Origin of the sequence: Zavarzinia sp., from assembly GCF_041650655.1 — a bacterium.
Taxonomy (GTDB): domain Bacteria; phylum Pseudomonadota; class Alphaproteobacteria; order Zavarziniales; family Zavarziniaceae; genus Zavarzinia.
This window is the reverse complement of sequence record NZ_JBAZKR010000012.1, coordinates 22,531-36,920: the sequence shown is the minus strand read 5'-3', so window position 1 is coordinate 36,920 and position 14,390 is coordinate 22,531. Positions and strand designations below refer to the sequence as shown.

Here is a 14,390-nt window from a genome sequence, read left to right as displayed (position 1 = left end):
TGCTTCGGCCGTGCGGCGCGGGGGCGGCGAGGGGATGAACCAGCCGCCCCGCGGCCTCACTTATGCAATCCCAGGCGTTCCGCCGCCTGCCAGATCCGCCAGTAGTCGTGCGGCATGTCGATATGGCTGGAGCCCATGAAGGAGAAGGCGTCGTTCACCGCGTTGGAGAAGCAGGGCACGCCGCCGACATGCGGGCTCTCGCCCACCCCCTTGGCGCCGATCGGGTGATGCGGCGAGGGGGTGACGGTATAGTCCGTCTCCCAATGCGGGGTCTCGACCGCGGTCGGCACGAAGAAGTCCATGAAGGACGCCCCCATGACGTTGCCGCGATCGTCGTAGCGGATCTCCTGGCCCATGGCGACGGCGAAGGCTTCGGTCAGGCCGCCGTGGACCTGGCCTTCGATCACCATCGGGTTGATCCGCGTGCCGCAGTCGTCGAGGGCGTAGAAGCGCCTGACCTTGAACACGCCGGTGTCGACGTCGATGTCCATCACGCAGAAATAGGCGCCGAAGGGGTAGGTCAGGTTGGGCGGATCGTAGTAGTTCACCGCCTCCAGACCCGGCTCCAGCCCCGGCACCGCCTGGTGATAGGCGGTCCAGGCGATCTCCTTCATCGACTTGCGGCGTTCGGGCAGGCCTTTGACCGCGAAACCGTCGACATCCCATTCGAGGTCGTCGTGATGGACTTCCAGAAGGTAGGCAGCGATCAGTTGCGCCTTGGCCCTGATCTTGCGCGCGGCCATGGCGGTGGCCGCCCCGGCCGTGGGCGTCGAGCGCGAACCATAGGTGCCGAGACCATAGGGGGCGGTATCGGTATTGCCTTCCTCGATCGTGATGTCGTCGGCCGGGATGCCGAGCTCGGTCGCCAGGATCTGGGCATAGGTCGTCTCGTGACCCTGGCCCTGGCTCTTGGTGCCCATGCGCGCGATCACCGAACCCGTGGGATGGATGCGGATCTCGCAACTGTCGAACATCGCGATACCGAGGATGTCACAATTCTTGGACGGGCCGGCGCCGACGATCTCGGTGAAGAAGGAGACGCCGATGCCCATGACCTCACGCGTCTCGCCCCGCAGATACGCTTCGCGCTTGGCCGCCTGTTCGGCCCGGAGGCCGCGGTAGTCGACGGCCGCCATGGCCTTCTCCATGGCCGTGTGATAGTCGCCCGAGTCGTATTCCCAGCCGAGCGCCGCCTTGTAGGGGAATTGCTCGCGCTTGATGAAATTCTTCAGGCGGAAATCGACCGAATCCATGCCGAGCTTCTGGGCATGGACCTCCATCGCGCGCTCGATGGCATAGACCGCCTCGGTGACACGGAACGAGCAGCGATAGGCGACACCGCCGGTCATCTTGTTGGTGTAGACGCCGTCGACGCCGAGATGGGCCACGGGAATGTCGTAGGAGCCGGTGCAGATATTCATGAAGCCGGCCGGCCATTTGCTGGGGTCGGCGCAGGCGTCGAAGGCGCCGTGGTCGGCCAGCACATGGCAGCGCATGCCGAGCAGGCGGCCGTCGGCCGTCGAGGCCAGTTCGGTCGTCATGTGGTAGTCACGGGCGAAGGAGGTGGCGGAGAGATTCTCCATCCGGTCCTCGACCCATTTCACCGGCCGGCCCAGCACGATCGAGGCGACCACGGCGCAGACATAGCCGGCATAGGCGCCACCTTGTTGCCGAAGCCGCCGCCGATGTCGGGCGCGATCACATGGATCTTGTGCTCCGGCAGGCCGGAGATCAGCGAAACCACGGTACGGATGACATGCGGCGCCTGGAAGGTGCCGTAGAGCGTGAGCTCGCCCTTCACCTTGTCCATCGAGGCCAGGCACTGACAGGTCTCGAGCGGCGAGGGATGGGTTCGGTGGTAGAAGAAAGTCTCCTTGGTCGTCACCGGTGCCGACTCGAACACCGCATCGGTGCCCGACTTGTCGCCGATCTCCCAATAGAAGATGTGGTTGTAGTGCTTGCGCGAGCCGTGGGCGCCTTCCATCTTGTCCTTGATGTCCTCGCGGAGCAGAGGGGCGTCGGGGTCCATCGCCTTCCAGGGATCGACCAGGACCGGCAGTTCGTCGTATTCCGCCTCGATCAATTCGATCGCGTCGGCAGCGATATAGCGGTCGTCGGCGATGACGAAGGCGACTTCCTGGCTCTGGTAGAGAACCTTCTCCTCGGCCAGCACGGCCTGCACGTCGCCGGCGAGCGTCGGCATGTAGTGCAGGTTCAAGGGCTTCAGGTCGGCTGCGGTCAGCACGGCATGGACGCCGGGCAGGGCCTTGGCCTTGGAGACGTCGAGCTTGCGGATCCGCCCATGGGCGACCGGCGAGCGGTAGAAGTCGCCGAACAGCATGCCGGGCAGCTTGATGTCGTCGACATAATTGCCCTTGCCCTGGGTGAAGCGGATGTCTTCGACGCGCTTCCGCCGGCAACCCATGCCCTGGAGCTTTTCTTCCCGCTGTTCGCGGGTGACCACGATCTCGTTCATTCCGCCGCCTCCACGAAGGGGGTGCCGTTCAATTTCGCCGCGGCGTATTGAATGGCTTTGACGATGTTCTGGTAGCCGGTGCAACGGCACAGGTTACCGGCGATGCCGAAGCGGATCTCCTCCTCGGTCGGATCCGGGTTCTCCTGCAGGAGCCGGTGGGCGCGCATGATCATGCCGGGTGTGCAGAAGCCGCACTGCAGCCCGTGCATCATGCGGAAGCCTTCCTGGAGCGCGTGCAGCGTGCCGTCGGGGGCGGCCATGCCCTCGATCGTGGTGATGGTCGAGCCGTCGGCCTGGACCGCGAAGCGCGTGCAGCTCTTCACCGACATGCCGTCGAGGTCGACCGTGCAGGCGCCGCAATGCGAGGTGTCACAGCCGATATGGGTGCCGGTCAGGGCGAGCTGCTCGCGGATGAAATGGATCAGCAGCAGGCGCGGCTCCACCATCTCTTCGACCAGCCTGCCGTTGATGGTCATGCTGACGGGGATTTTTTTCGCCATCTCGTTGCCTCCTTCCGGTTCAGCCGGCGGCCCGGGCGAAGGCGCGTTCGAGCGCCCGGCGGACCATGATGCCGGCCACCTTGGTGCGGTAGGCGGCGGGACCCCGGCCATCGCTGGCCGGATCGGTGATCGCTTCGGCGGCCGCGGCGGCGCGTGCCAGCACGTCGGGGCCGAGGCTCGTACCCCGCACCGCCGCCATGGCGTCTTCGGCCAGGAGGGCGGTCTGGCCGACGTTGGTCAGGGTGATCGAGGCTTGCGCGATGCGCCCGCCCTGCTTGGTCAGGACGACGGCGGCGGCGGCGGTGGCATAGTCGCCGATCTTGCGCTTCAGCTTCTCGTAAGCCGCGCCATGGCCGGCCGGCGGCACCGGGACGGAGACCGCGGTCACCATCTCGCCGGGTTCGAGGGCGGTGAAATAGGCGCCGAAGTAGAAGTCGCGCGCCTTCACCTCGCGCGTGCCGGCGGAACCGGCGATCTGATAGCTGGCGTCGAGCGCCATCATCACCCCCGGCATGTCGTTGCCGGGGTCGCCGTTGGCGACATTGCCGCCGATCGTGCCGCAGTAGCGGACCTGGGGGTCGGCGATCAACAGCGAGGTTTCGCGGATGATCGGCAGGGCCGAGGTCAGCAGGTCGGAAGCGATCAGCTCCTTCTGCGTCGTCATGGCGCCGATCACGATCGAGGCGCCCGCATGGCGGATGCCCTTCAGTTCGGCGATGGCGGCGAGATCGACCAGATGTTCGGGCGTCGCCATGCGCAGCTTCATCATCGGGATCAGGCTGTGCCCGCCCGCGAGGGGCCGCGCATCCTCTCCGAGGTCGGCCAGCAGCCTGACCGCATCGGCGACCGTGGTCGGCCGATGGTATTGGAACGAGCCTGGAATCATGCCTGCCTGTCCTCCCCGCGCTGGCCGGACGTGCCGGCCGTTCCCTCGTCGGACCCCTCTTGGCCGGGGGCCCGTTCTGTTGGACTGAAGGGTCCGCGTTGCTGCGCCGCACCCTCAACGGAGGATTCACCAAGGCCCCGTTTCGATGCCCGGAAGCACCGGCGCTGCACGAAAGGCGGAGTCTGACCGTCCGCCTTTCACGAACGGCGGCCCGACGGCAGGCCGGCGCCTGCCGTCGCGAATGCGCCGCTGCGCCGCAGAAAACCAGGATCGCCACCGCATTTCGTGCGCATTCGGGGGCAGCGGGTCGCCGTTCGTGCAAGGGCGGGCCGCGTTGGTGCCCCGGACGGTCGTGTCCCGGCCCGGCCCCGGGCCGGGCGGGAGAATCGTCGAAAAGGACCGGGCCGATGTTCCAGGACACGGCGGCGGCCATCCGGCCGCCACGGCTGCGGTTTCCCTGTTCCCGGCCCTGGAGCGCCGGCACCTCGCCCGATCGTCCCGCAGCGGGGCAATTCCGCCGCCGCTGCCCTTGCCAAGCCCGCCGGCCGCCGCTAATCGAGAAATGTTCGGTATCGCGTACAAGAATGACGGGAGAGGGTTCCCGCCACACATCTCGTAGGGATCTTCATGGTGCTGGACAGGCTGGTCAGGGCGTCGAGCTTCGCGGGCGAAAGAGCCCTTCAATGGATCAGCAACGCGGTCGAGAGCACGCTCTTCGCCGAGAATTTCGACATCTCCGAACAGACCCCCTACGAGGTCGTGGTGCAGAGCGGGCTGATGTCGCTGCGCCACTATCCGCCGCTGGCCGAAGACGCGATCGAGGTCGGCGACCAGACCATGCCGGTCGCGACCCAGCACCATGCCGTGCCGATCCTGCTGGTGCCGCCGCTGGCCGCCGATCCGCTGAACTTCGACCTGTTGCCCAACCGCTCGCTGGTCAAATTCCTGCTCGCCAAGGGCTTCAGGGTCTATCTGGTCGATTTCGGCTCGCCCAAGGCACGCCATGCCGACTATGGCCTGGCCGACTATGCCGCGCGTATGCTGCCCGACGCGCTGGCCGCATTGCGTGCCCATGCCGGGACCATGCCGGTCTCCCTGGTCGGCTACTGCATGGGCGGGCTCTTCGCCCTGGTCTATCAGGGTTTCGCCCATGATCCCGACATCCGCACCATCGTGACGATCGCGAGCCCGATCGATTCCAAGGCCGTGGGCACCGCCGGCGTATTGGTCGAGGCGATGCAGGTGCCGACCCGCCTGATCCGCCACCTGACTCCGTTCCGGATCGACAAGATCGATGGGAAGCGCCTGATGATGCCGGGCTGGATGGCGTCCAGCATCTTCAAGCTGACCAATCCGATCGGCGTGCTCCAAGGTTACGCCGACCTCCTGGTCAACCTGTGGGACCGGGAATACCTCCTGGAAAACCGCACCATCGCCAAGTGGTTCAACGACATGCACGCCTATCCGGGCGGCATCGTGAAGGATTTCCTGGTCCGCGTCGGGCTCGACAATGCGCTGGCGAAGGGGCGGATCGAGCTGGGCGACGGCTTGGTCAGCGATTTCTCGGCCATCACCTGCCCCTATCTCGCCATCGCCGGCAAGTCGGACCAGATCGTCACCCTGGACGCCGCGCGCAAGGTGATGGACGTGGTGCCGGCCAAGGACAAACAGTTCGCCGAAGCACCGGGCGGCCATGCCGGCGTCTTCGCCGGCTCCAAGGCGCCGCGCACGACCTGGACCATCGCCGCCGACTGGCTGGCGCTGCGCTCCGCCGCGTGAGAGCCGGCGCCGCCCTCGCCCTCTTCGCCGCCCAGCTGGCGGCCGGAACGGCGCAGGCCGCCTGGACCGAAGAGCCGGGCCACGGCCTCGTCATCCTGAACACCACGGCGAGCCGCAGCAGCGGCCGTTACGAAAAACTGGAAGTCGCCCCCTATCTCCAGTTCGGCCTGGCCGAGGGTATGACCGCGATCCTGCAACCGACCTGGAGCGAGATTTCGACCACCGACGATGCCGGCGCCGGCCTCAGCAAGGTCTTCGCGGGTGCCCGCCTCCGCCTGTGGCAGGACGCGGCGGAGGTCGTCTCGCTCCAGCCCGGCCTCACCCTGTCGCCCTTCGACCAGGCCCAGTCCCGCTTGCGCGGCGGGGGTGACAGTTCGGCAGAATTACGCCTGTTGTGGGGCTGCGGCTTCGCCGAACCGTTCGAGGGCTTCGTGGTGGCCGAGGCAGCCCCCCTGCTCTCCCTCGGCGGCGACGCGTCGCTGCTCGAGGCGGACCTGACCCTGGGCTTCCGGCTCGATGCGGAAGACTTGGCCATGGTCCAGTTCGTCAACAAGCTGCCGCTCGACGGCGGGCCGGGCGGCTACCGCAAACACCAGGTGGTGCCGTCGCTCGTCCAGGACCTCGGCCTGTTCGGCCTGTCGCTGCAAATGGGCCTGCCCTGGACCTATGCCGGTGAGGACATTCCGCGAGAGATCGGCGTCTCGGCAGCACTCTGGCTCCGCTTCTGAGCGAAGCGGGCGAGCAGGTCGTCGAGGGCGAAGGGCTTGGCCAGGATCTCGATGTCACCGAGCAGATCGCGCGCCGCCGTGCGCAGATAGGCGTGCCCGCTCATCATCACGAGGCCCGCCGCCGGCACCAGGGCGCGCACCACCTGGGCGAGGCGCAAGCCGTCGACTCCGGGTGTCTCGACGTCGAGCAGGATCAGGTCGGGACCGTCCTCGGTCGCCAGGCGGGCCCCGGCCTTTCCGTCGGCCGCGACCGAGACGGCGAAACCGCTGGCGGCGAGTCCGGCTGCCAGTTCTTCGCGCAGAAGACAGTCGTCCTCGACGATCAGAACCCTGGTTTGGTCGGACATCGACAGCGCCCCCGTCAGATCGTGATAGTTTATCTGTTTCCAGTCTTTGGCGCAGCATAATATGGTATGCGACTTAAGGCTGTTGTTCCGGGGGCGGACGTGGGGCGCGGAGTTGAACGATGACGGCGGGCGGCTTGGCTGCCCCGCTGGCAGGGCTTTTTTGGGTTTTGTTGTCGGCCGCGATCCTGTTGTGGCGGCGCCGGCGCCATCGCTGCCGGATCGCGCGGTCATGACGGCCGCCGCGGTGCCGGATCCGGCCCGCCGGGACTGGGGCGGCGCCCTGGCCGGTCCCGCGGGCGATGTCTTGGTGACCCGCGGCCTGGTCACCGCGGCCTTGCGGGAGGCGGCGATCGATACCGCCCGCCTGCACCGGGCCGATCCGACCGATGCCCTGCTGGGCTGCCTTCCGATCGGCGCCCGGCCGACCCGGGCCGCGATCGCCGACCTCTATGCCCGCGACCTCGGCCTGATGCGGGCGGATCTGGCGGTGCGGCCGCTCGATCCGGAATTATTCGAGGCGCCGCGTGCCGGCTTCTATGCCGATCACCTGCTGCTGCCCTGGTACCGCGAGGGCGGTTGCCCGGTCTATGCCTGTGCCAGTCCAGATGCCGGGCTCCTCGCCCTGGCCGAGGAGCTGGCGGGCGGTCCGGTGCGGCTCGCGGTGGCGACCAGGGCCGAGATCATGGGCGCGCTGATCGCGGCGGCATCCCCCTGGCTGACCGAACAGGCGCGCGAATTGCTGCGCAGCAAAACACCCGAAGCCTCGGCCGGAACGCCGGCGCCCCGCTGGCAGTGGCGCACTGCGGCCGGCGCGGCGGCCGTGGCCGGCGCCGCCGTGCTGATCTGGCCGGACCTGGCGCTGCCGGCGTCGAGCGCGCTGGTCAGCCTGTTCTACCTCGGCAACCTGGTGCTGCGCGCCGCCCTGGTGCTGGCCGGACGGCGCCCCGGCGGTGCCGCACCGCCGCCCCTGCCGGACCACGCCCTGCCCAGCTACAGCGTATTGGTGCCGATGTATCGCGAACCGGAAGTCCTGCCCCAGCTCGCCGCCGGGCTGGACCGGTTGGACTATCCCCCTGCCCTGCTCGACATCAAGCTGGTGCTCGAGGCCGACGATCGCGAGACGCTGGATGAAGCCCTCCGTCTCGGCCTGGCGGAACGTTTCGACATCGTCCTGGTGCCGCCGTCCGAGCCGCGCACCAAGCCCAAGGCGTGCAATTTCGCCCTGCCGCTGGCCCGGGGCGAACGCCTCGTCATTTTCGATGCCGAAGACCGGCCGGAGTCGGACCAGCTCCGCCGCGCCGCCGCCGCCTTCGCTGCCGGTCCGCCGGATCTCGCCTGCGTGCAGGCCCGGCTCAATTTCGACAATGCGGAAGAGAACTGGCTGACCCGCATGTTCGCCATCGACTATGCCCTGTGGTTCGATTTCCTGCTGCCGGGGCTCGACCGGCTGGGCATGCCGCTACCCCTGGGCGGCACCTCGAACCACTTCCGCACCGCGGTGCTGCGCGAGGTCCTGGCCTGGGACCCCTTCAACGTGACCGAGGACGCCGATCTCGGGCTGCGGCTCCAGCGCCGGGGGTACAGGGTCGGGGTAATCGCCTCGACCACCTTCGAGGAAGCCAATTGCGAGATCGGCAATTGGATCCGCCAGCGCAGCCGCTGGCTGAAGGGCTATATGCTGACCTTCACGGTGCAGATGCGCAGCCCGGCCGACCTGTGGCGCCGGCTCGGTCCGCTCGGCTTCTTCGGCTTCGCCTTCTTCATCGGCGGCACCGCCCTGTCTGCCTTGATCAATCCCCTCGTCTGGGGCTGTTTCGCCCTCTGGGTGGTAGCCGGCAGTCCGCTGCTCGACCCGCTGTTCCCGGCCCCGGTGCTGGTGGTCGGCCTGTTCAACTGGCTCGGCGGCAACTTCCTCTATCTTTATCTGGCAATGCTGGCGCCCCTCAGCCGACGATGGTTCGGCCTCGTGCCCTGGGCGCTGACCGTGACGCCCTATTGGGCATTGGTTTCGATCGCCGGTTATCGCGCCCTCTGGCAGTGGATCCGCCGGCCCTTCCACTGGGACAAGACCCGCCACGGCCTGAGTCGGCAATTGCGGACCTCTTCCGCCGGGACGGTGACGTGAGAGCCACGGTCCTGCGGGTGGCCGGCGGCCTGGCCCTGGCGAGCGGCGGTGCGGCGCTGCTTCGCGGTGGGCCGACGGCCAGCCTGGCCGATCTGCCCGCCTTCGGCGCCGTCCTGCTCGCCCTGCTGCCGCTGGCCGGCAACAACGCTGCCCTCGCCCTCGCCCTCCCCGGGCTCGGCGCGGCCCTGGCCGAAGGAACCGGGGCTTGCCTCCTGGCCCTCGCCTATGCCCAGGCCGCAGCGGCGCTCGGTCGCATGGGCCGGCAGCCCGCGACCCGCGACTTGGTCACCGCCGGCCTCGCCCTGGGCACCCTGCCCTTCCTGCATCCGGCGGGCGCCGCCCTCGATTTCGCCGTCCTGCCGGCGATCGCCGCGAGCCTGCCGGCCGCCCTGGTGTCCGGGCGCGGCCTGATGGCGACCCTGCTGATCCTCGGTTTCCCGGGACTGGCCTTCGCTGCCGCCTATGGGCTGCTCGCATCCCGCTTCGGCCAGGCGCCGGGCGCACCCTTCCTGACCCTGGCCGGTCTCGGTCAGGGATTCGATGCGCGCGAGGCCACGGCCTGCTTGGCAGGCGCCCTGCCCGCCATTGTCTGGCTCTGTGGCCCGCTGCCCTGGCGCCGGCCGGACCCGGCCCTGGTGGCAGTGCCGCTCGCCGCCGGCCTGTTGCAGGGCCTGGGTGGCGGACGGGTCGAACTGGCGGCGGTCCTGGCCCCTGCGCTTCTGGCCGCGGCGAGGCAGCCGGCGCCGGCGCCGCAGGTCCGCTGGTTCGGTGCCACCCTCGCCTTGACCGGCGTGGTCGGCGCCCACTGGATCCGACTGCCGTGGACATCGTCCTGATCGATCCCGATCCGGCCCGCCGGGCGGCCTGGGCGTCACGGCTGGCCCGCCTGGGCGGCCACGCCACCTCGGCCGGAACGCCAGCCGATGCGGCCGGTGCCGCCCTTCTGCTGTTGCGGGCGCCGGAAAGCGGCGCCGTCGGGGCGTTGCTGACCCTGGCGGCCGAGAGTCCCGCAGTCTTCGCGGTGATCGCAGGGTCGGCGACGGCGGCGCTGCGCGAAGCCTGCGCGCTGGCCGGTGTCGAACTCCTGGAGGACGGCGCCGACGACGCGGCCCTCGCCCTCTTGATCCGCCATGCCGCACGGTTGCAGGGCGAACGCAGCCGGCGCCTCCATCTCGAGACCGAGAAGCGGCAACTGGCCGAACAACGGCTGGCGCTCCGCGACCTGGCCCCCTTCGAGGCCGGAAACACCATGCTCCGCCCGGCGACCGGACGCTACCGCGCCCAGCACCTGCTGGCCGCGGGACCGGCCCTGGTGATCACCCTGGCGCTCGACGGATTGGGCGCGCTGCGGGCCGGGGCCGGGGCCGATGCCGCCGGGGCGGCCGAAGCACGGATCGGCGCTTTGCTGGCCGAAGCGCCCGCTCGCCTGGGCGACATGATGCACGTGCGGGGCCCTGGCGCGGGCTGGGCCCTGTGGCGTCCCGGCCACGATCGGGAAGCGGCGGAACGGCTGGCCCTCGGGCTGCTCGACCGGGTCGAGGGCGCGGGCCTGCCCCATGGCCACGGCCGGCGCCGCCTGACACTTTCGGCCGGCATCGCGCTGGCCCCGGCCGCGAGCCCCGCCCTGTCCGCCGAGGAACGGGCCGACGCCGCCCTGGCCCGAGCCGCCGACCTCGGCGGCAACCGCATCCGCTGGGCCGACTGAAGCCCGGCCACCGCGGACTGCATGGGGTGCCGGCGCGACCGCCGATGGTCGGCCCCCGGGTGCTTCGTTAGACTTTTCCGATGCCGACCGAATCCCCTCCGCCCAGAGCCCGCCGCGAGGCCGGCCTGATTCTCGTGCTCGGCGCGTTGACCGCCTTCGCGCCGCTTTCGATCGACATGTATCTGCCGGCCTTCCCGGCGCTGGAGGCGTATTTCGCGACCACCGGCGGGGCCGTGCAGGCGACCTTGGCCGCCTTCTTCGTCGGTCTCGCTATCGGCCAGTCGGTCCATGGCCCATTGGCCGACCGGCTGGGCCGGCGCCTGCCCATGGTGATGGGCATCGCGGTCTATGTCGCCGCCTCGATCGGGGCGATCTTCGCCCCCGACATCGAGACCCTGACCCTGCTCCGCTTCCTGCAGGCGCTGGGCGGCTGTGCCGGCATCGTGATCGCCCGGGCCATGGTGCGCGACCTGTTCGACGAGCGGAATTCGGCCCGGGTCTTCTCGCTCCTGATGCTGGTCATGGGGGTGGCGCCGATCCTGGCGCCCATGGCGGGCGGGCAATTGCTGGCGATCGCCGACTGGCGCTGGATCTTCGTCGTGCTGGCGCTCTTTGGCGCCGGCTGTCTGGCCGCCGTCTTCCTGATGCTGCCGGAGACCCTGCCGCCCGAACGGCGTCAGCGCGGCGGCATCGGGCCGATCCTGGCGGCCTATGGCCAATTGCTGCGCGATCCCGTGTTCATGGGCTTTTCGCTATCGAGCGGTCTGCTGATGGCCGGCATGTTCGCCTATATCACCGGCTCGCCCCTGGTCTTCATCAAGCTCTACGGCGTCAGCCCGCAGCACTACGGCCTGCTGTTCGGCCTCAATGCCTTCGGCCTGATCGCGGCGAGCCAGATCAACGTCTTCCTGTTGAAGCGTTTCGCCGGGCGGCACATCCTGGGCACCGCGCTGCTGGCCAACAGCGCGGCGGCGCTGGTGCTGGGCGTGATCGCCACAGTCGGCACCGGGCAGCTCCTCGCGATCCTGGTGCCGCTGTTCCTGACCATTTCGAGCCTCGGCTTCGTCACCGCCAATGCCATGGCGGCGGCGATGAGCCGGGCGGGGGCGCGGGCCGGCATCGCCTCGGCCCTGATCGGCGTGCTGCAATTCTCGCTCGGCGCCGTCGGCGGCGGCCTGGTCTCGGCCTTCGACGACGGCACGGCGGCCCCCATGGGGCTCACCATCGCCGGGCTCAGCCTGGCGGGCGCTTGCGCCCACCGGCTGGTCCGGCTGGGGGCTCAGGCCTCGTAGGCGGCGCGGAACTTCTCGATCAGCACCCGGTTGTCGTGCTTCCAGGGATGGAAGCCCGGCAGGTAGTAGCCGAGGTAAATGCCGAGCACACGGCGCAGAATGCCCGGCTTCACGAAGCCGAAATAGGCCATGCGCCGGACATTGCGCAGCGTCGAGGTCTCGCCCCGCGCGTGGAGCAGGGCGAAGGCATTGTGGTGCACCTGGCCGATGAAGACCCTTGTCGCCAGCATCATGGCGCGCACGCGCATCCAGTAACCCTTGAGGCCCTTGGGCTTCACAATGTTCCAGACGTCATAGGCGACCGACTTGTGTTCGGCCTCTTCGATCGCGTGCCAGTGCCAGATGCGCGAGAATTCGGGATCGGCACCCTTCATGAAATCGTCGTGCGCGAGCAGGTCATCGGCGAGGATCGCGGTGAAATGCTCGAAGGCGCAGGTCACGGCGAGCTTGAATTCCGGGCTGTCGTCCCAGCGCGCGATCTCGTCCTTCAGGTTCTGTTCGAGCCGGCCGACATCGCCGCCGAACGCTTCGATCGCTTTGTTGTAACGCCGATGCTCACGCGAGTGGATGCCTTCCTGCTGCTGGAAGGCGGTGATCTCTTCGAGAAGCTTGGGATCGCTCACGCGGTCGCGGAAATGCACCACGGATTCGATGAAATAGGTCTCGCCGACCGGGAACAGGATCGACGCCCCGTCCATCACCGCGGTCGCCACCGGATTGCCGGCGAACCAGTTCCGCTTGTCTTCACCCGCCAGCGCGAATTTGATGTTGCGCGGCTTGATCGCTGCCATGCCCATGGTCGCTCTCCTCCGATCAGGCCTCGTAGGCCGCCTTGTATTTGTCGATCAGGTTGCGGTTGTCATGCTGCCAGGGGTGGAAGCCCGGCTTGAAATAGGCGAGATAGGCGGGCAGCGAACGGCGCAGCACGCCCGGCTTCACCAGCGAGAAATAGAAGATGCCGAGCACCGTGTTGCGGAAGCCGCCGTAACCCCGGGCACGCAGCAGGACCCGGGCGTTGTAGCGCGACTGGCCGACGAAGACGCGGGTCGCCCTCATCATGGCGCGCACACGCATCCAGTAACCCTTGAGGCCCTTGGGCTTCACCTGGTTCCAGACGTCGTAGGCGACCGACTTGTGTTCCGCCTCCTCGATCGCGTGCCAGTGCCAGATGCGCGAGAATTCGGGATCGGCGCCGGCCATGAAATCGGGATGGGCCAGCAGGTCGTCCGCCAGCATCGCGGTGAAATGCTCGAAGGCGCAGGTCAGCGCCAGCTTGTACTCGGGCGAGACACCGCGACGGTCGAGATCGTCCACCTCGGCCTGGAGGCGCGCCTCCAGCTCCGCGATATTGCCGCCGAAGGCTTCGACCGCCTTGTTGTAACGCCGGTGCTCACGCGAATGGATGCCTTCCTGCTGCTGGAAGCCGCGAATTTCCTCGAGCAGCTTGGGATCGCTGATGCGGTCGCGGAAATGCACCACGGATTCGATGAAGAAGGTCTCGCCGATCGGAAAGAGGATCGAGGCGCCGTCCATCAGGGCGGTGGCGACCGGGTTGCCGGCGAACCAGTTCCGCTTGTCTTCACCCGCCAGCGCGAACTTGATGTTGCGCGGCTTGATTTCGACCATGCTCATGTCGTGTCTCCCCTATGGGCCGGCGGCGGGTCGCGTCAGGACCGGGCCGCGGCCGGGTTTTCGTTTCTGTTCTTCGACTTGGTGGCGAATTCGAGCGCCTTGCGCACGACGGCCGAATAGGCCACCGGGAACAGGCGGGCGAGGCCGGAAATGACCCTGGCGTCGCCGCCGATGAGAATGCGGGGCGAGCGCCGCTCGATCCCGCGCAGGATGGTGGCCGCCGCCTGCTCGGGCGTGGTGCGGGCCGTCTCCTCGAAACGGCGCGCCATGGCCTCGGGCGAGTCGACGCCGGGCATCAGTTCGACGGTGCGGGCCGAGGCCGCGATATTGGTCTTGATCCCGCCCGGGTGGACGCAGCCGACATAGACGCCGCTGCCGGCCACTTCCTGGCGCAGCGTCTCGGTGAAGCCGCGCACGGCGAATTTCGCCGCGCAATAGGCGCCCTGGCCGGGCACACCGATCAGGCCGAAGACGCTCGACACATTGACGATCGAACCCCGCCCACGGGACAACATGCCGGGCAGGAACGCCTTGGTGCCATGCACCACGCCCCAGAAGTTGATGCCCATCAGCCAGTCGATCTGATCCAGCGGCAGGGCGGCGATCGAGCCGACCAGGGCGACGCCGGCATTGTTGATCACGATGTCGACCGGCCCCAGCTCGCCCGCCAGCATGTCGGCATAGGCGAAGAAGGCGGCACGGTCGGAGACGTCCAGCCGGTCGGCCCGGGCGTTGGCACCGGCGGCGCGCAATTCGGCGGCGACGGCTTCCAGGCGTTCGATGTTGACGTCCGAGAGGGCGAGACGGGCACCCCGGCGGGCCAAGTCGCGGGCCAGCGCCAAGCCGATGCCCGAAGCGGCACCAGTGATCACGGCGATTTTTCCGGCGAATGGGTCCTGAGCCATGGGTCTCTCCTCTCG

General features: G+C 68.5%; 12 protein-coding genes and 1 pseudogene. 6 read left to right on the top strand and 7 right to left on the bottom strand.

Annotation, left to right across the window (positions count from 1 at the left end):
* Positions 1–56: 56 nt before the first annotated feature.
* From WC493_RS04330 to WC493_RS04320, 3 genes and pseudogenes are all read right to left on the bottom strand, one after another.
* A pseudogene (locus tag WC493_RS04330) lies at positions 57–2,341 on the bottom strand (aerobic carbon-monoxide dehydrogenase large subunit).
* A 131-nt stretch (positions 2,342–2,472) separates the two neighbouring features.
* Positions 2,473–2,976 carry a (2Fe-2S)-binding protein gene (locus WC493_RS04325; RefSeq protein ID WP_373062887.1) on the bottom strand — a complete coding sequence of 168 codons (504 nt, stop codon included), beginning with the start codon at positions 2,974–2,976 and terminating at the stop codon, positions 2,473–2,475.
* Between the two features lie 19 nt (positions 2,977–2,995).
* A complete protein-coding gene (locus tag WC493_RS04320; protein ID WP_373062885.1) occupies positions 2,996–3,862 on the bottom strand; it encodes a xanthine dehydrogenase family protein subunit M in 867 nt (288 codons plus the stop codon).
* Between the two features lie 627 nt (positions 3,863–4,489).
* Here WC493_RS04320 and WC493_RS04315 point away from each other — a divergent pair.
* Entirely contained in the window at positions 4,490–5,641 is a 1,152-nt protein-coding gene (locus tag WC493_RS04315) for an alpha/beta fold hydrolase (RefSeq protein WP_373062883.1), read from the top strand.
* A complete protein-coding gene (locus WC493_RS04310; protein WP_373062881.1) occupies positions 5,638–6,369 on the top strand; it encodes a hypothetical protein in 732 nt (243 codons plus the stop codon). Before WC493_RS04315 ends, WC493_RS04310 begins: the two co-directional genes overlap by 4 nt.
* Here the strand turns inward: WC493_RS04310 and WC493_RS04305 are convergent.
* Entirely contained in the window at positions 6,306–6,716 is a 411-nt protein-coding gene (locus WC493_RS04305) for a response regulator transcription factor (protein ID WP_373062879.1), read from the bottom strand. The two genes, WC493_RS04310 and WC493_RS04305, sit on opposite strands and share 64 nt — an antisense overlap.
* A gap of 229 nt (positions 6,717–6,945) precedes the next feature.
* Here WC493_RS04305 and WC493_RS04300 point away from each other — a divergent pair, with 229 nt between their 5' ends.
* The 4 genes from WC493_RS04300 (at position 6,946) to WC493_RS04285 (ending at position 11,838) form a co-directional block, all read left to right on the top strand.
* Positions 6,946–8,841, top strand: coding sequence for a glycosyltransferase family 2 protein (locus tag WC493_RS04300; protein ID WP_373062877.1), 1,896 nt, complete (start codon positions 6,946–6,948; stop codon positions 8,839–8,841).
* Positions 8,838–9,677, top strand: coding sequence for a hypothetical protein (locus WC493_RS04295; protein WP_373062875.1), 840 nt, complete (start codon positions 8,838–8,840; stop codon positions 9,675–9,677). The genes WC493_RS04300 and WC493_RS04295 overlap by 4 nt, the downstream gene beginning before the upstream one ends.
* The gene (locus tag WC493_RS04290; protein WP_373062873.1) at positions 9,662–10,546 is read left to right on the top strand and encodes a hypothetical protein; all 885 of its coding nucleotides are present in this window, start codon (positions 9,662–9,664) and stop codon (positions 10,544–10,546) included. The genes WC493_RS04295 and WC493_RS04290 overlap by 16 nt, the downstream gene beginning before the upstream one ends.
* Positions 10,547–10,626: 80 nt before the next feature.
* Positions 10,627–11,838, top strand: coding sequence for a Bcr/CflA family multidrug efflux MFS transporter (locus WC493_RS04285; protein WP_373062871.1), 1,212 nt, complete (start codon positions 10,627–10,629; stop codon positions 11,836–11,838).
* On the opposite strand, the gene WC493_RS04280 is transcribed toward WC493_RS04285, so the two are convergent.
* From WC493_RS04280 to WC493_RS04270, 3 genes are read right to left on the bottom strand one after another with little or no spacing between them, the layout of a single operon-like run.
* Entirely contained in the window at positions 11,826–12,635 is an 810-nt protein-coding gene (locus WC493_RS04280) for a metal-dependent hydrolase (RefSeq protein ID WP_373062869.1), read from the bottom strand. The genes WC493_RS04285 and WC493_RS04280 overlap by 13 nt on opposite strands.
* Before the next feature lie 16 nt (positions 12,636–12,651).
* A complete protein-coding gene (locus tag WC493_RS04275; protein WP_373062867.1) occupies positions 12,652–13,470 on the bottom strand; it encodes a metal-dependent hydrolase in 819 nt (272 codons plus the stop codon).
* Between the two features lie 35 nt (positions 13,471–13,505).
* Complete coding sequence (locus WC493_RS04270) at positions 13,506–14,375, bottom strand: SDR family NAD(P)-dependent oxidoreductase (RefSeq protein ID WP_373062865.1); 870 nt, start codon at positions 14,373–14,375, stop codon at positions 13,506–13,508.
* Positions 14,376–14,390: the final 15 nt, after the last annotated feature.